Origin of the sequence: Streptomyces sp. NPDC048277, from assembly GCF_040652235.1 — a bacterium.
Classification (GTDB): Bacteria; Actinomycetota; Actinomycetes; order Streptomycetales; family Streptomycetaceae; genus Streptomyces.
The window spans coordinates 110,407-125,908 of record NZ_JBEZLQ010000019.1; the positions used below are offsets into that span (position 1 = coordinate 110,407).

A 15,502-nucleotide genomic window follows, 5' to 3' on the forward strand; every position below is an offset into this window, starting at 1 on the left:
CCGTGACATCCGCCATGACATCCGCCGGTCACCTGCTCTACGCCCGCTCCCGTGCCTTCCCCGCCACCCTGGCCGCACTCGCCGGTACGGCCGTCCTCGCCGTCTGGGCGGCGGACCGTCTGGACAGCTGTCTGGACCCCTACCGCCGGGTGCCGGTGGTCGCGCTGGCCCCGCTGCTGGCGGCGGCGGTGATCGGGGCGAGCCTGTCCTCGCCCTCCGAGGAACTGGACCGGACGGCGTTACGGCCGTGGTGGCCGCGTCGGCTGGCGCACCTGGCCGCGCTCACCGCGCTCGCGGCGGCGCTGCTGCCGCTTGCGGTGCTGGGGCATCCGGAGGTCTTCGGGCCGCCGGCCGTGATCCGCAACACGCTGGGCTGTACGGGGGTCACGGCGGCGGCCGCCGTGCTGCTCGGCGCCCGGCTGAGCTGGCTGCCGGTCTTCGGTTACGTCAGCGCCGTCTGTCTGGGCTCGTCGGGGGCGCACGGAAGCGCGGCGACGGTGTGGGCGTGGCCCGTGCAACCGGGTGCGCAACCGGGCGCCTGGACGGCGGCGCTGGGCGCGTTCGCGGTGGGCGGCGCACTGTACGTCGTACGCGGTGCGCGTGCCGAAGGGCCCCGTGGCTGAACCGGCAGCCACGGGGTATGCGAAGGCCCGGATCGTCAGGCGGAGATGCCGTCGATCCGGGCCAGGGCGTCGTCCGCGCCGTACGGCTGCAAGTACGGCAGCCAGCGCGGGTCCCTATGGCCGGTGCCGATGATGCGCCAGGCCAGGCCGGTGGGTGGGGCTGGTTTGTGCCGCAGCCGCCAGCCGATCTCGAAGAGATGGCGGTCGGCCTTGACGTGGTTGCAGCGACGGCAGGACGCCACCACGTTGTCCCAGACGTGCTGACCCCCGCGACTGCGCGGGATGACGTGGTCGACGCTGGTTGCGACGCCACCGCAGTACATGCACCGGCCCCCGTCGCGCGCGAACAGCGCCCTGCGGGTGAGAGGAACGGGCCCCCGGTAGGGAACCCGTACGAATCGCTTGAGCCGGACCACGCTGGGTGCGGGGACTGTGACGGTTGCGCTGTGCATATAGGCGCCGGACTCCTCCAAGGCGACTGCCTTGTTCTCCAGGACGAGGATGAGCGCGCGGCGGAGCGGTACGACGCCGAGCGGCTCGTACGACGCGTTGAGGACCAGGACATGCGGCACGGGGGCCTCCTTGGGCGTCGGCGGCGCGTGGCTCGCGCCGGGACGATCTGTGGCCAGTCTCCCCTCTTGCCTGGTGGACGCGCCACCATGTCCCGGTAACGGGCTGGGAGTGTTTTCGACCACACCGCATTCATCCCCCGGTTGCCCCCTTCTTCAAGCGGGCCTGTTCAGGCGGGGTGAGCACAGTCTCTCCTCGTTGTATCGGTGGGGCGCACACCCAGTGCCCCGTTAGTGTGGTTGTCCTGCCCGTCCGGTGACCTTTTCGTGACCTTGAACCGCCGTACGTGACCCTGAACGCCGTACCGGAGGGCAGTACGCACCGCCTGGAGGTACCCGCCGTGTCCTTGCCCGCCGTCCTACTGGCCGCCGGTTCGTCGCCGTCGCCGACTCCCTCGGAGTCGTCGACCCCGGCGGTGCCCACGCTCCAGGACGCCCAGGAGAGCGCCACGAACGCCGCGAGCTGGGTCGAGCAGAACTGGTCGACCTGGCTCGCGATCGGTCTGAAGGTGCTGCTCATCCTGGTGATCGCGGTGGTGCTGAGAAACGTCGTGCTGCGGTCGATCACCAAGCTCATCGACCGGATGAACCGCACGGCGGAGTCCGCGGAGGGCACGACTCTGGGCGGGCTGCTGGTCAACGCCGAGCGGCGGCGGCAGCGCTCCCACGCGATCGGGTCCGTGCTGCGGTCGGTGGCGAGCTTCGTGATCCTGGGCACGGCCGCGCTGACCGTGCTGTCCGCCTTCCAGATCAACCTCGCGCCACTGCTGGCCTCGGCCGGTGTCGCCGGTGTGGCGATCGGTTTCGGCGCCCGCAACCTGGTCACGGACTTCCTGTCCGGCGTGTTCATGATCCTGGAGGACCAGTACGGCGTCGGTGACTCGATCGACGCGGGGGTGGCCTCCGGCGAGGTGATCGAGGTCGGCCTGCGGGTGACCAAGCTGCGCGGCGACAACGGCGAGATCTGGTACGTCCGCAACGGCGAGGTCAAGCGCATCGGCAACCTCTCGCAGGGCTGGGCCACGGCCGGGGTGGACGTCACCATCCGGCCCACCGAGGACCTGGACCGGGTCCGGGCCACGCTCGACGAGGTCGCCGAGAAGATGGCCAAGGAGGAGCCCTGGAACGAGCTCCTGTGGGGCCCGATCCAGGTGCTCGGCCTGGACTCCGTCCTCATCGACTCGATGGTCGTACGGCTGTCCGCGAAGACCATGCCCGGGAAGGCGATGACCGTGGAGCGCGAGCTGCGCTGGCGGATCAAGCGGGCGTTCGACGCGGCGAACATCCGGATCGTGGGCGGCGTACCGACCGTACTGAGCGATGCCGAGACCCCGGACCCGACGGCCGCGGTGTCCGCACCGGCGGTGTTCTCCGACTCGGACTCCCCTCAGGTGGCGGCGACGACCCCGATCGCTCCGCAGCGGCCCGCGGCTAAGTAGTCCCGCCGCCGCAGGTGAGCCGGTAGGCCTCCCTGATCCAGGGGTGGTTCCCGGGGTCGACGCCGCAGGCCAGGGAGGCGCCGGAGTTGCCCTTGAGCCAGGTGATCACGCTGCCGTAGACGTCCCGGCCGCCGGAGCAGGTCACGGTGAAGCTCGCCTCGACGACGTTGACGCCCTCGGCCTCGACATAGCGTCCCGGGTGGCCGAGGAAGTCGACCTGCGGGTCGTGGTGCACGCGGTCGGCGGACGCCTCCCCCGGAGTCGCCAGCCCCTCGGCGTCGGCCCACTTCAGCCGCTTGGCGAGCGCGACGAGCACGCGGTGCGCGGAGACGCTTGTGTCGCTCATGTCGACCCGGGCCACGATGGTGCGTACGAGCCGGGGGTGAAAGGTGATCCGCCCGTCGCTCCTGCCCACCTTCACGACCGGGGAGACCTCGGTGAGCCGGACCTCCCGCGTCACGTCGGCCCAACGGAAGGTCCCGCCCGGGCAGGCGGGGGCCGTGGCGGTGGCCTCGGCTGCGGCCGACACCCTGGCCGAGGGTTCGGTCCCGGCCCTCTTCTCCGCCGTCGTGGTGCAGCCCGCCGTCGCCAGGACGAGTACGCCGAACACCGCCGCGAGGTGCCGCCGCCTCACTTCGCCTCCTCGGCCGGGGCGCTGCGCAGCAGTCGTACGGACAGGCGTCTTCGAGGGGGCATGGCCGGTCGCCGTTCTTCTGGTCGGTGTCGGGATCAAAGATCAGGAAGCTATGAGGGGGACCCTTCTGACCAGCGCCGACGTGGATCGTGACGCAGCTGTGATCATGGAGCCCGGGCCGCCCGGATTCAGATGGTCTTCACAGGCCCCCCGCATTCTCCGCGCCCGGGTGATGATCTAGGGTCGCCCCGCTACGGGTCCTTGTTCTGGAGCGCGACGTCGCCCAGGGGTCCGTTCCGAATGTGGGGATACACATGAGAAAGCTCGCCATAGGCGCCGCCCTGTCCGGCGCCCTGGCCCTGGCCGGTATCGCGGCGCCCGCCGCCTCCGCCGCCACCAGCACGCCCGACCTGAAGTTCACCGACGTGACGGTGAACAACGGCAAGGCCGTCGTCGTCGGCACGAAGACGGTGAACGTGCCGGTGACGTACACCCTGACCCGGCCCGTCGACGTGGACATCGAGGGCACCAAGTCGTTCGCCGGCGTGATCCTCTACCGCGGCACACTGAAGTCGCTGCAGAACCTGGTCGGGCCCGACGACGATCCCACCTGCACGACGACGGCGACGACGGCGACGACCGTCACCGAGAGCTGCTCCGAGAAGGTCGTCATCGATCAGGAGTACGGCCTGCTCGAGAACGCCGACGCCGCCGCCTGGAAGGCCGGCGGCATGTACACCTACAGCGACGGCACCAGCTCGGACGACTTCCTCAGCATCAACGCCGGCACCGCGATCTGGGGCAACCTCGGCACGGCGCAGCTGCAGCGCGCCGCCAAGCTGACCGCCGACGCCTCGCCGGAGCCGGTGGCCAAGGGCAAGACGATCACCGTCAAGGGCAAGCTGACCCGGGCGGACTGGGACGCCATGGCGTACAAGGGCTACTCGGGGCAGAAGGTCGTCCTGCAGTTCCGCGCCGCGGACAGCAAGACGTACACGAACGTCAAGGGCATCACCTCCGGCACGGGCGGCGCGCTGTCCACGACGGTGAAGGCGTCGAAGAGCGGCTACTACCGCTATGTCTTCGCCGGTACGACGACCACCGCCGCGGCGAAGGCCACGGGTGACTACATCAAGGTGAAGTAACACCTTCGCCGCCTTGGCCCCTTCGCCACCGTGGCCCCCTCGCCACAGGGCCCGTCCGGTCTCCCGGGCGGGCCTTTCGCATGTCCGTCGCATGTCCATGTCCAGGTAACGACTGCATTGCCGCGCAGGCGGGCTATTGACGCCCCCCTTCCGGCGGCCTACGTTTTCCAGCCAACAGGAAACTTTCCTAACAGTGATCAAGGGTGAGCGACTCCGGTGGGTCACCCGGGTGGACCGAACGCCCTGGTCACTGGGAAACTGAGCGGCTGGAAAGGCAGGTGTCGAACCACATGGCAGGAACCGCCGGTACGCCGGGCACTCCGCGCGTCCTGCGCGCCATGAACGACCGCGCCGCACTGGACCTGCTGCTGGAGCACGGCCCGCTGTCGCGCACCCGGATCGGCAAGCTCACCGGCCTCTCCAAGCCGACCGCCTCCCAGCTGCTGGCCCGCCTGGAGGCGGCCGGACTGGTCCTGGCGACCGGGACCAGCGAGGGACGGCCGGGGCCCAACGCCCAGCTCTACTCGGTCAATCCGGCCGCCGCCCACGCCGCCGGGCTCGACGTCAACCCCGCCCGGATCCGGGCCGCCGTCGCCGATGTCACCGGCCGTACCGTCGGCGAGTACGAGCTGCCGACCCCGGGCAGGCGCTCCGCGCAGTCCGTCGTACGGCAGGTCACCGACGCCCTCGACGGCGCCGTGAAGGCGGCCGGGCTGGCCCGCGACGACATCCACCGGGTCGTCGTCGGCACCCCCGGCGCCTTCGACCCCAACACCGGCCGGCTGCGCTACGCCTCGCACCTGCCCGGCTGGCACTCCCCCGCACTGCTCGACGAGCTCGCCGCCGCGCTGCCGATGCCCGTCGAGTACGAGAACGACGTCAACCTCGTCGCCATCGCCGAGCAGCGGCTCGGCGCGGCCCGCGGCCACGGCGACTTCGTGCTGCTGTGGAACGAGGAGGGCCTCGGCGCCGCCCTGGTCCTCGGCGGCCGGCTGCACCGCGGCTGGACCGGCGGCGCCGGCGAGGTCGGCTTCCTGCCGGTGCCGGGCACTCCGCTGGTGCGCCAGGTGACCAAGGCCAACAGCGGCGGTTACCAGGAACTCGCCGGTTCCCAGGCGGTGCCCCGGCTCGCCCGCGAGCTGGGCATCGAGGACCTGCCGACCGGGTCGCACTCCGAGGTCGCCGCCGAACTCGTCGGCCGCGCCGCGGATCACGGCACCGGGCCGCACCGCGAACTCCTGCAGACCTACGCCACCCGGCTCGCCACCGGTCTGGCCTCCCTCGTCTCCGTCCTCGACCCCGAACTCGTCGTCCTCAGCGGCACCGTCCTGACCTCCGGCGGCGAGGTGCTGCGCGCCCTCGTACAGGCCGAACTGGAGGAGCTGGCGGCCGCCCGGCCACGGCTCGTCGTCGGCGACGTACAAGAACACCCCGTGCTGCGCGGCGCGCTGGAGAGCGCGCTCGCGACCACCCGCGACGAGGTCTTCGACACCTCGCGCTGAACCCCCTCAGACCCCCGCACAGCCAGTCCTTCCCTCGCTCACCGCCCGCCCTGGGAGATCTCGCCATGCCCATACCCTCCGCTGCCCGAAAGACGGCTTTTGTCCTTACTGCGGCCGCCAGTTCGCTCGCCCTGCTCACCGCCTGTACCGGCCAGTCCTCCTCCGGCGCCTCCGACGACGCCTCCGCGAACACCACCATCAACTTCTGGCACGCCTGGAGCGCCCCGAACGAGGTGAAGGCGGTCAACGCGCTGATCGCCGGCTTCGAGAAGGCGCACCCCAACATCCACGTCAACGTCGTCTCCAACATGACCGACGACAAGATCAACCAGGCGCTGCGCACCGGCGGCGACAAGGCCCCCGACGTCATCTCCTCCTTCACCACCAACAACGTGGGCAAGTTCTGCTCCTCGGGCGCGCTGGTCGACCTCAACCCCTTCTTCAAGAAGGCGGGCATCGACCCGACGACGACGTTCCCGAAGGCGATGAACGAGTACACCCAGTTCGACGGCAACCGCTGCACGGCGCCGCTGCTCGGTGACGCGTACGGCCTCTACTACAACAAGACGGCGTTCAAGAAGGCCGGCATCACCTCCCCGCCGAAGACCTGGACCGAGTTCGAGACGGACGCCAAGAAACTGACGATCGCCAAGGGCGACAGCTACCAGCAGCTCGGTTTCATGCCGGACTACCACGGCTGGGAGACGACGACCGAGCACTACGCGGCGCAGTTCTCGCCGACGTACTTCACCTCCGACGGCAAGTCGGACATCGCCAAGGACCCGGCCTTCACCGAGGCGTTCACGCTGCAGAAGAAGCTCGTCGACGACCTCGGCGGCTTCCAGAAGCTGGAGAAGTACCGGGCGACCCTCGGCGACGAGTGGGGCGACAAGCACCCCTTCCAGACCGGCCAGGTCGCCATGCAGCTCGACGGCGAGTGGCGGCTCGGCATGGCCGTGGACGCCAAGACGAAGTTCGACATCGGCGTCGCGCCGCTGCCCGTTCCCGACGACCAGGCCGCCCAGTACGGCAAGGGCTACATCACCGGCACCATCGCCGGCATCGCCGCGACCAGCAAGAAGCAGAACGCGGCCTGGGAGTTCGTCAAGTACATCACCACGGACACCGACGCGGTGGTGAACTTCTCCAACGCCATCCACAACGTCCCGTCCACGCTCGCCGCCCTCAAGTCGCCGAAGCTGACGTACGACCCGCGCTTCAAGACGTTCCTCGACATCGCCGCGAACCCGAACTCGACGACGTCTCCCGCCTCCATCAACGGCGGTGTGTACCTGACGACGATCCAGAACTTCGGATACGACTACGAGAGCGGCAAGGTCACCGACCTGAAGGCCGGTCTGGCCGCCACGGCCAAGCAGATCGACACGGACATCGCGCAGGCCAAGTAGCGATGAGCACCATCACCCTCGCGTCGAGGCGCCGCCGGTCGGCGCTCCGGACCATCGCCTTCATGTCGCCCTGGCTGATCGGGTTCGCGGTGTTCTTCGCCTACCCGTTGCTCTCCACGGTCTACTTCTCCTTCATGCACTACGACGGCTTCAAGGCGCCGACGTGGAGCGGCACGAAGAACTGGACGTACGTCTTCGAGCACTACCCCTACTTCTGGCCCGCCCTGCGCAACACGCTGTGGCTGGTGATCGTGATGGTGTCCCTCCGGGTCGTCTTCGGACTCGGCGTCGGCATGCTGATCACGAAGATAAAGACGGGTACGGGGGTCTTCCGCACCCTCTTCTACCTGCCCTATCTGGCCCCGCCGGTCGCGGCGACCATGGCCTTCGCGTTCCTCCTCAACCCCGGTACGGGACCGGTCAACTCGATCCTCGAAAAGGTCGGCATCCCGGCCCCCGGCTGGTTCAACGACCCGACCTGGTCGAAGCCGGCGCTGACCCTGCTGGCCCTGTGGGGCGTCGGCGACCTGATGGTCATCTTCATGGCGGCGCTGCTCGACGTGCCGACGGAGCAGTACGAGGCGGCGGAGCTGGACGGCGCCTCGGCCTGGCAGCGCTTCCGGTTCGTCACGCTGCCGAACATCTCGCCGATCGTGATGTTCGCGGTCGTCACGGGCGTCATCCAGACGATGCAGTACTACACGCAGCCGCTCATCGCCGGAAAAATCGCCTCGGGTGTCATCCAGGGCGCGGGCACGCAGTTCGAGCCCGGTTATCCGGAGAAATCGACGCTCACCCTCCCCCAGCTCGTCTACAACCTCGGTTTCCAGCGCTTCGACTACGGCTCCGCGTGTGTCGTCGCTCTTGTCCTCTTCGCCCTGTCCATGGCGTTCACCGCGATCCTGATGCGGCGCCGGGGCGGTCTCATCCAGGCAGGTGACTGACGATGACCCAAGTGCTGGACCGACCGGCGAAGCTGACGCCCCAGCCGGTCTCGGCGGCCGAACGCACCGCCCGCCGCAAGGCGTTGCTGAACTGGGTGGCGGTCCACTCGCTCGGTGTCGCCGCCGCCCTGTTCTTCACGCTCCCCTTCGTGTTCGTCCTCCTGACCTCCCTCATGAGCGACAGCCAGGCGCTGAGCCGGGATCTGATCCCGCACACCTGGGAATGGGGGAACTACCGGAAGGTCTTCGACACACCGGGCTTTCTGACCTGGTGGAAGAACACGCTGTTCTACGCCGGCTTCGGCACCGTGCTGACCGTCGTGTCCTCGCTCCCGGTGGCGTACGCACTCGCCAAGTTCCGTTTCCGGGGCCGCAATCTGTCCCTGATGCTGGTGATCTCGATGATGATGCTGCCGCCGCAGGTGGTCATCATCCCGATGTACCTGTTCTGGGCGAAGCAGCTGGATCTCTCCGGCACCCTGTGGCCGCTGATCGTGCCGATGGCGTTCGGCGACGCGTTCTCCATCTTCCTGCTGCGCCAGTTCCTGATGACGATCCCGAACGAGTACCTGGACGCGGCGAAGGTGGACGGCTGCGGGGACTTCAGGACGCTGCTGCGGGTGGTGATCCCGATGGCGAAGCCGGGCATCGCGGCCGTCGCGCTCTTCCAGTTCTTCTATGCCTGGAACGACTACTTCGGCCCGCAGATCTACGCGTCCGAGAATCCCGGCGCCTGGACCCTCTCCTACGGCCTGGAGTCCTTCAAGGGCATGCACCACACCGACTGGAACCTGACCATGGCCGCGACCGTGCTGGTCATGGCCCCCGTGATCCTCGTCTTCTTCTTCGCCCAGAAGGCGTTCGTCGAGGGCGTCACGCTCACCGGAGTGAAGGGTTAACCAAGCATGAAACTCACTGTGGTCGGCGGAGGCTCGACCTACACCCCCGAACTCATCGACGGCTTCGCGCGGCTCAGGGACACCCTGCCCGTCGAGGAACTGGTGCTGGTCGACCCGGCCGCCGAACGCCTGGAACTGGTCGGCGGACTGGCCCGCCGCATCTTCGCCAAGCAGGGTCACAGCGGCCGGATCGTCACCACCTCCGACCTGGACGCGGGCGTCGAGGGCGCCGACGCGGTGCTGCTCCAGCTGCGCGTCGGCGGCCAGGCGGCCAGGCAGCAGGACGAGACCTGGCCGCTGGAGTGCGGCTGCATCGGCCAGGAGACCACCGGCGCCGGCGGTCTCGCGAAGGCCCTGCGTACGGTCCCGGTCGTCCTGGACATCGCCGAACGGGTCCGCCGCGCCAACCCGAACGCCTGGATCATCGACTTCACCAACCCGGTGGGGATCGTGACCCGTGCCCTGCTCCAGGCCGGCCACAAGGCGGTCGGGCTGTGCAACGTGGCGATCGGCTTCCAGCGCAAGTTCGCGAACCTGCTCGGGGTCACCCCGTCCGAGATCCACCTGGACCACCTGGGCCTCAACCACCTCACCTGGGAGACCGCGGTCCGCCTCGGCGGCCCCGAGGGCGACAACGTCCTGCCCAAGCTGCTCGCGGAGCACGGCGACACCGTCGCCGCGGACCTGAAGCTGCCCCCGGCGCTCCTCGACCGCCTGGGCGGTGTGATCCCCTCCTACTACCTGCGCTACTACTACGCCCACGACGAAGTGGTGCGCGAGCTGCGCACCAAGCCGTCCCGGGCCGCCGAAGTGGCCGCGATGGAGAAGCAGTTGCTGGAGATGTACGGCGACCCGGCCCTGGACGAGAAGCCGGAGCTGCTCGCCAAACGGGGCGGCGCCTACTACTCGGAGGCGGCGGTGGACCTCGCGGCCGCGCTGCTGGGCGGCGGCGGCAACCCCTACCAGGTGGTGAACACCTACAACGGCGGCACGCTCCCCTTCCTCCCCGACGACGCGGTGATCGAGGTCCAGGCGGCGGTCGGTTCGGCCGGCCCCGTGCCGCTGTCCGTCCCGGACGTCGACCCGCTGTTCGCCGGGCTGGTGGCGAACGTGACGGCGTACGAGGAACTGGCCCTGGAGGCGGCCCTGCGCGGCGGCCGGGACCGCGTCTTCCGGGCGCTGCTGTCCCATCCCCTGATCGGCCAGTACGAGTACGCCGACGCCCTGACCGACCGACTGATCGCGCACAACCGGGAGCACCTCGCGTGGGCCTGACCGCAAGTGTCCTCGCCATCGACGCGGGCAACAGCAAGACCGACGTCGCGGTGGTGGCGGCCGACGGCACCGTCCTCGCCACCGCCCGCGGCGGGGGGTTCCGGCCGCCGGTGGTGGGCGTGGAGCAGGCCGTGGACGAGGTGGCGGCGGCGGTCGCGGAGGCGTACGGCGCCGCCGGGGTCACCTCGGTCGCCCATGTCTCGGCGTGCCTGGCCAACGCCGACTTCCCCTTCGAGGAGGAGCAGTTGGCCGCCGCGCTGGACACGCGCGCGTGGGGTCCGTCGGTGGCGGTGCGCAACGACACGTTCGCGATCCTGCGGGCCGGTGTGACCGAGCCGCGCGGTGTCGCCGTCGTCTGCGGCGCCGGCATCAACTGCGTCGGCATGCGCCCCGACGGCCGCACCGCCCGCTTCCCGGCGCTCGGCCGTATCTCCGGTGACTGGGGCGGCGGTTGGGGGCTGGCCGAGGAGGCGCTGTGGCACGCGGCCCGCGCGGAGGACGGCCGCGGGCAGGGCACGGCCCTCGCCCGCACCCTTCCGGCGCACTTCGGGTACGGGACGATGCTCACGCTGATCGAGGCACTGCACCTGGAGGAGGTCGAGCCCGCCCGCCGCCACGAGTTGACGCCGGTGCTGTTCGCCACGGCGGCGGACGGCGACCCGGTCGCGCGGACGATCGTGGACCGGCTGGCGGAGGAGGTGGTGACGATGGCGATGGTGGCGCTGACCCGCCTGGAGCTCTTGGACGAGGAGACGCCGGTGCTGCTGGGGGGCGGGGTGCTGGCGGGCGGCCATCCACAGTTGGACGACGGGGTACGGGAGTTGCTGGCGTCCCGTGCGCCGAAGGCGGTACCGAGGGTGGTGACGGCGCGTCCGGTACTGGGCGCGGCGCTGCTGGGGCTGGATGCGGTGGGGGCGGGGGCGGTGGTGCAGGAGAGGGTGCGCCGGTATTTCGAGGGGTGACCCGGGGTGGGACTGGGCGGGGGTGGGGAGCGCCCCGTCAGGGGCGCGGGGAACTGCGCGACCAGCCCCCACCCGCCCGCAGCCCGCGACGATGCGGTCCCGCCCCTCCCCGGCCCGGAACGCACGCTCCCGCACCACCCCTCCGGAACCGAACCGATTCCCCCGGCGTATTCATGGGCAGGGGTTCCGCTGCGATCCGATCAAGATCCAGTGACGGCCGGTGCCGAATGTCAGTCCGGGCGGCGATACTGGGCGGCGACGCAATGACCATGGGGGAGGTCAAGTGACACACCCGCCGAAGAACAGCGCGGCACCACCGGGGGCGGGCCCCGCCCTGCCCGCGGCGACTCCCCCTCGGCGCTCCGCGTTCGCGGAGGGCCTCGACCAGGTGCGCACGGCCGCGACGACGGAGCCCGGCCGGCTCCGCCTCATCGGCGCCGTCCTCGCCCTCCTGATCGTCGCCTTCGGCGCCGTCACCGCCTGGCAGATGACCGACCGCGCGGCCGCCGCCGACGACGTGCTGCACCGCAGCCAGCCGCTCAGCTCGGGCGCGGCCGACATCTACCGTTCGCTGGCGGACGCCAACACGGCCGCCTCCAGCGGCTTCCTGGCGGGCGGTCAGGAGACGGCGGCCTCCCGCACGCGGTACGAGTCGGACATCCAGACCGCCGCCGCCAAGCTGGTCACCGCCGCCGCCGCCTCCGAGCCCGGCTCGCCCTCGGAGGCGGCCGTGGCGAAGCTGAACAAGCTGCTGCCGGAGTACAAGGGGCTCGTGGAGCGGGCCAGGGTGTACAACCGGCAGGGCTACCCGGTCGGCGGCGCCTACCTGCGGTACGCGAACGAGAAGATGCAGCAGGAGATGCTCCCGGCGGCGGAGGATCTCTACAAGAAGGAGAACGCGCGGCTGTCGTCGGACTATTCGGACGCGACGCCGTACCCCTGGGCGGCCATCGCCCTCGGCGTCCTCGCGCTCGCCGCGCTCGCCTGGGCCCAACTGCGCCACTACCGCCGTACGAACCGGCTGCTGAACCACGGCCTGGTCGCGGCCTCCGCGGCCACCGTCATCACGCTGCTGTGGCTGGTCGTCGGCCACTCCCTCGCCCGCGCCGGTCTGGACGGCTCCTACGACCACGGCGTCCGCTCGCTGAACGTCCTGCACGACGCCCGGATCGCCTCCCTGAAGGCGCGGGGGAACGAGAACCTGAGCCTGGTGGCGCGCGGCGCCGAGACGATCACGGTCGGCGACAAGACGTACGACGCGTACTACTACGACTTCGACAAGGACATGGCCGCCCTCGGCAAGGGTCTCGCCCAGGCCTCGGCGCTCGCGGACGACTCGGCCGGCAGCAAGCCTGTACAGGCGGCCGAGGGGAACATGAAGGTGTGGAAGGAGCGGCACGCCGACGCCCGCAGCGACGACGAGAACGGCGACTACCAGGCGGCGCTGGACAAGGTGATCGGTGCGAAGGGTGCGACCGGTGAGTGCTTCGACAGTGTCGACGCGAACCTGAAGACCGCCCTGGCGCACGAGGAGACCGAGTTCCGGGCGCGGGCCACCGACGGGCGGGACGCGATGACGGGACTGCCGATCGGTGCCGCCATGCTGGGCGTCGCGGCGGCGTCGGGCGCGCTGTTCGGCATCGGACGCAGGCTTTCGGAGTACCGGTGAGAGGGGGCGTGGCGATGTTCGTGCGGAGGATGCGGGCCTCCCTGCGCGGCTGGGGCGGAGTGGGCGCGATGGCGGTCGGCTGCGTCCTGGCGCTGGCCCTCGTCCTGCTGCTGCCGCTCACCCAGTCGCACGGTGAGGACGGCGACGGCGACCAGGGGCCCGGCGGGCAGGGCTTCGCCACCGGCCGCCAGGCGAAGGCGGACAGCTGCGTCGACTCGCAGGCGCAGAACGACACCTGGTCGCCGTCGAGCGCGGACGGCACGACGATCGACGCCATCAAGGCGCGTACGGGCGCCAAGCGGAAGCTGATCGTCGGTGTCGACCAGAACAGTTACCGCTGGGGCTACCGCAACCCGAACAACTCGGGTGCGGAGCTGGAGGGTTTCGACATCGACCTGGTGCACCGGATCGCCCAGGACATCCTCGGCGACCCGAACGCCGTGCAGTTCAAGGCGATCCCGACCAGCCAGCGGATACCGGCGATCCAGGACGGCCGCGTCGACATGGTGGTGCGCACGATGACCATCAACTGCGACCGGCTGAAGGACGTCGCGTTCTCCGCGCCGTACTTCAAGACCGGCCAGCAGGTGCTGGCGCCCAAGTCGTCGTCGATCACGGGCTACAACAGCACGCTGGCGCACAAGAAGATCTGCACCGCGGCCGGTTCGACGGCGTACGCCAAGCTGGACGCGGACAAGAAGTCGGGCAAGCTGGTGGCTTCCGCAGACATATCCACGACCGTGCCCAGCCAACTCGACTGCCTGGTGCGGTTGCAGCTCGGCGAGGTCGACGCGGTGGTCACCGACGGCGCGCTGGCCGCCAGCCAGGCCGCGCAGGACCCGACGGTCGAGCTGAAGGGCGCCGCCTTCACGACCGAGTACTACGGCGTGGCGATGAAGCAGGATGCGACCGATCTGGTACGCCGGGTCAACCAGATCCTGGTGGACTACCGGGCCGACGGCTGGCAGGCCTCGTACGACAAGTGGCTGTCGGCGACGCTGGGAACGGACTCGTCGGCGTCGAAACCGCCCGCGCCGCAGTACCTGCGCACGAGCTGACCCGCATCCGCGAGGCCCAGCCCCGACAAGCAAGCGAGAGGTGATCGATGGGCGTCACGGACCCCGCCGGGCCGCTGATGGACCGGGACGAGGTGGACCGTGCGCTGGCGCGGCTCGGCGCGGAGCACGAGGCGATCGAGACCTCGCTCCTCGCCCTGCAGGACCACGCGGGCCGCAGGCTCCTCGAAGGCGCCGAGCTCACGGGCACGACCCGGGAGCGGTGGACGGCCGCCGAGGCATCGATCACCCTGCTGTGGGCGTACTTCGACGCCTACACGGACGCGTTGCGCTCGGCCCGGGAGATCCGGTCCCGGCGCCGCTGGTCCAGCCGTGAGGACCTGGTGGAGCTGACCGAGCTGCTGCGGGGCGAGTCGGTGACGGTGGCGGGCAGCGCCACGGCGACGGCGAACGCGCCGACCCTGCTGTCGGCGGCGGGCCGGCTGAGCGAACGCTTCTCCCTGGCGGCCCTGGTCGACCGGATGAACGAGCTGTACGCGACCTCGCTGGACATGGTCGTCACCGCCGACGCGGTGTGGTCGGCGCTGCCCGCGCGGATCGATTTACTCGCCGCGGAGCTGCAGCGCACCCGCAAGCTGGCGCACTCGGTCGGGGTGCGCCCGGGCGAGCACCCGGCGGGCGACGACCTGGAGCGGATCACCCGCACGCTGACGAGGCTGCGCGAGGACGTGGTCTCCGATCCGCTGGGCTTCTGGGTGCCCGCGCAGGGCAGTTCGGCGCCCGGCGGCGGCCGCCCGGACACCACGGTGTACGACCGGGAGGCGCGGGCGCTGGAGGAGGTCCGGCGGGAGATCGACGCCGTGCTGACGGTACGGCAGGACGCCGAGGCCCGGCTGATCAAGCTGCGGGACGTGCTGTCCCGCGCGGACCGCACCCTCGCCGAGGCGCGTACCGCGCGCGGTGAGGTCCTCGCGAAGATCGCGGCCACCGAGGTGCCGGTGGTCAGCGGCCCGCCGACCGCGCTCCAGGAGCAGCTGGCGGCGGCCGCCGAGTACCGCAGACAGGCCCAGTGGCACCGCCTCTCGCCGCTGCTGGAGTCGCTGGAGCAGAAGGCGGAGGACGAACTACTGCGCGCCCGCGAGTCGTTGACGGCGGTCACCGCACCGCTCGCGGTGCGCGCGGAGCTGCGCGGCCGGCTGGACGCGTACAAGGCGAAGGTGGCCCGGCACGGGCTGGCGGAGGACCCGTTCCTGATCGAGCGGTACGACGCGGCCCGGCGGATGCTGTGGAGCGCGCCCTGCGACCTGCGGGTCGCGGAGCAGGCGGTGCTGCGCTACCAGCACGCGGCGGCGGAGGCACTGGGTGCGCCGCGCGTGCCGCAGCAGAGCGGTCCCGAGGACCGGAGGGGGGAGTAGA

At 70.5% G+C, this 15,502-nt stretch carries 14 protein-coding genes; 12 read left to right on the forward strand and 2 right to left on the reverse strand.

Features of this window, described 5'->3' with window-relative positions; all coding sequences use genetic code 11:
* Positions 1-14: 14 nt before the first annotated feature.
* Positions 15-623, forward strand: a complete 609-nt coding sequence (locus AB0D85_RS34670) for a hypothetical protein (RefSeq protein ID WP_362328979.1) — start codon at positions 15-17, stop codon at positions 621-623.
* A 35-nt stretch (positions 624-658) separates the two neighbouring features.
* On the opposite strand, the gene AB0D85_RS34675 is transcribed toward AB0D85_RS34670, so the two are convergent.
* Complete coding sequence (locus AB0D85_RS34675) at positions 659-1,195, reverse strand: HNH endonuclease (RefSeq protein WP_093502957.1); 537 nt, start codon at positions 1,193-1,195, stop codon at positions 659-661.
* 338 nt (positions 1,196-1,533) lie between these two features.
* Between AB0D85_RS34675 and AB0D85_RS34680 the strand changes: the two genes are divergently transcribed.
* Positions 1,534-2,631: a mechanosensitive ion channel family protein gene (locus AB0D85_RS34680; protein ID WP_362329148.1), complete on the forward strand. Its 1,098-nt coding sequence runs from the start codon at positions 1,534-1,536 to the stop codon at positions 2,629-2,631.
* Here AB0D85_RS34680 and AB0D85_RS34685 read toward each other — a convergent pair.
* Entirely contained in the window at positions 2,624-3,265 is a 642-nt protein-coding gene (locus AB0D85_RS34685) for a hypothetical protein (RefSeq protein ID WP_362328982.1), read from the reverse strand. The two genes, AB0D85_RS34680 and AB0D85_RS34685, sit on opposite strands and share 8 nt — an antisense overlap.
* Positions 3,266-3,579: 314 nt before the next feature.
* On the opposite strand from AB0D85_RS34685, the gene AB0D85_RS34690 reads away from it, so the two are divergent.
* From AB0D85_RS34690 to AB0D85_RS34735, 10 genes are all read left to right on the forward strand, one after another.
* On the forward strand, positions 3,580-4,410 hold the full coding sequence (locus AB0D85_RS34690; RefSeq protein WP_362328984.1) for a hypothetical protein: 831 nt from the start codon (positions 3,580-3,582) through the stop codon (positions 4,408-4,410).
* Positions 4,411-4,700: 290 nt separating this feature from the next.
* Positions 4,701-5,912 (forward strand): ROK family transcriptional regulator, encoded by a 1,212-nt coding sequence (locus AB0D85_RS34695; protein WP_362328986.1) that lies wholly within the window; start codon positions 4,701-4,703, stop codon positions 5,910-5,912.
* 65 nt (positions 5,913-5,977) lie between these two features.
* Positions 5,978-7,321 (forward strand): ABC transporter substrate-binding protein, encoded by a 1,344-nt coding sequence (locus AB0D85_RS34700; protein ID WP_362328988.1) that lies wholly within the window; start codon positions 5,978-5,980, stop codon positions 7,319-7,321.
* Positions 7,322-7,323: 2 nt separating this feature from the next.
* Complete coding sequence (locus AB0D85_RS34705; RefSeq protein ID WP_362328990.1) at positions 7,324-8,265, forward strand: sugar ABC transporter permease; 942 nt, start codon at positions 7,324-7,326, stop codon at positions 8,263-8,265.
* A gap of 2 nt (positions 8,266-8,267) precedes the next feature.
* Positions 8,268-9,164, forward strand: a complete 897-nt coding sequence (locus AB0D85_RS34710; RefSeq protein ID WP_362328992.1) for a carbohydrate ABC transporter permease — start codon at positions 8,268-8,270, stop codon at positions 9,162-9,164.
* Between the two features lie 6 nt (positions 9,165-9,170).
* A complete protein-coding gene (locus AB0D85_RS34715; RefSeq protein WP_362328994.1) occupies positions 9,171-10,439 on the forward strand; it encodes a 6-phospho-beta-glucosidase in 1,269 nt (422 codons plus the stop codon).
* On the forward strand, positions 10,430-11,401 hold the full coding sequence (locus AB0D85_RS34720; protein ID WP_362328996.1) for a BadF/BadG/BcrA/BcrD ATPase family protein: 972 nt from the start codon (positions 10,430-10,432) through the stop codon (positions 11,399-11,401). Before AB0D85_RS34715 ends, AB0D85_RS34720 begins: the two co-directional genes overlap by 10 nt.
* A 334-nt stretch (positions 11,402-11,735) precedes the next feature.
* Positions 11,736-13,070: a hypothetical protein gene (locus AB0D85_RS34725; RefSeq protein ID WP_362329150.1), complete on the forward strand. Its 1,335-nt coding sequence runs from the start codon at positions 11,736-11,738 to the stop codon at positions 13,068-13,070.
* Positions 13,071-13,084: 14 nt separating this feature from the next.
* Positions 13,085-14,128, forward strand: a complete 1,044-nt coding sequence (locus AB0D85_RS34730; RefSeq protein WP_362328998.1) for a glutamate ABC transporter substrate-binding protein — start codon at positions 13,085-13,087, stop codon at positions 14,126-14,128.
* A gap of 47 nt (positions 14,129-14,175) precedes the next feature.
* Positions 14,176-15,501, forward strand: coding sequence for a hypothetical protein (locus tag AB0D85_RS34735; protein WP_362329000.1), 1,326 nt, complete (start codon positions 14,176-14,178; stop codon positions 15,499-15,501).
* Position 15,502 lies beyond the last annotated feature (1 nt).

What these genes read in the sequence shown, in the direction of transcription:
- AB0D85_RS34695 (WP_362328986.1), top strand. Translation starts at nt 4,701, where the DNA reads ATGGCAGGAACCGCCGGTACGCCGGGCACTCCGCGCGTCCTGCGCGCC.
- AB0D85_RS34700 (WP_362328988.1), top strand. Translation starts at nt 5,978, where the DNA reads ATGCCCATACCCTCCGCTGCCCGAAAGACGGCTTTTGTCCTTACTGCG.
- AB0D85_RS34690 (WP_362328984.1), top strand. Translation starts at nt 3,580, where the DNA reads ATGAGAAAGCTCGCCATAGGCGCCGCCCTGTCCGGCGCCCTGGCCCTG.
- AB0D85_RS34735 (WP_362329000.1), top strand. Translation starts at nt 14,176, where the DNA reads ATGGGCGTCACGGACCCCGCCGGGCCGCTGATGGACCGGGACGAGGTG.
- AB0D85_RS34710 (WP_362328992.1), top strand. Translation starts at nt 8,268, where the DNA reads ATGACCCAAGTGCTGGACCGACCGGCGAAGCTGACGCCCCAGCCGGTC.
- AB0D85_RS34705 (WP_362328990.1), top strand. Translation starts at nt 7,324, where the DNA reads ATGAGCACCATCACCCTCGCGTCGAGGCGCCGCCGGTCGGCGCTCCGG.
- AB0D85_RS34670 (WP_362328979.1), top strand. Translation starts at nt 15, where the DNA reads ATGACATCCGCCGGTCACCTGCTCTACGCCCGCTCCCGTGCCTTCCCC.
- AB0D85_RS34715 (WP_362328994.1), top strand. Translation starts at nt 9,171, where the DNA reads ATGAAACTCACTGTGGTCGGCGGAGGCTCGACCTACACCCCCGAACTC.
- AB0D85_RS34730 (WP_362328998.1), top strand. Translation starts at nt 13,085, where the DNA reads ATGTTCGTGCGGAGGATGCGGGCCTCCCTGCGCGGCTGGGGCGGAGTG.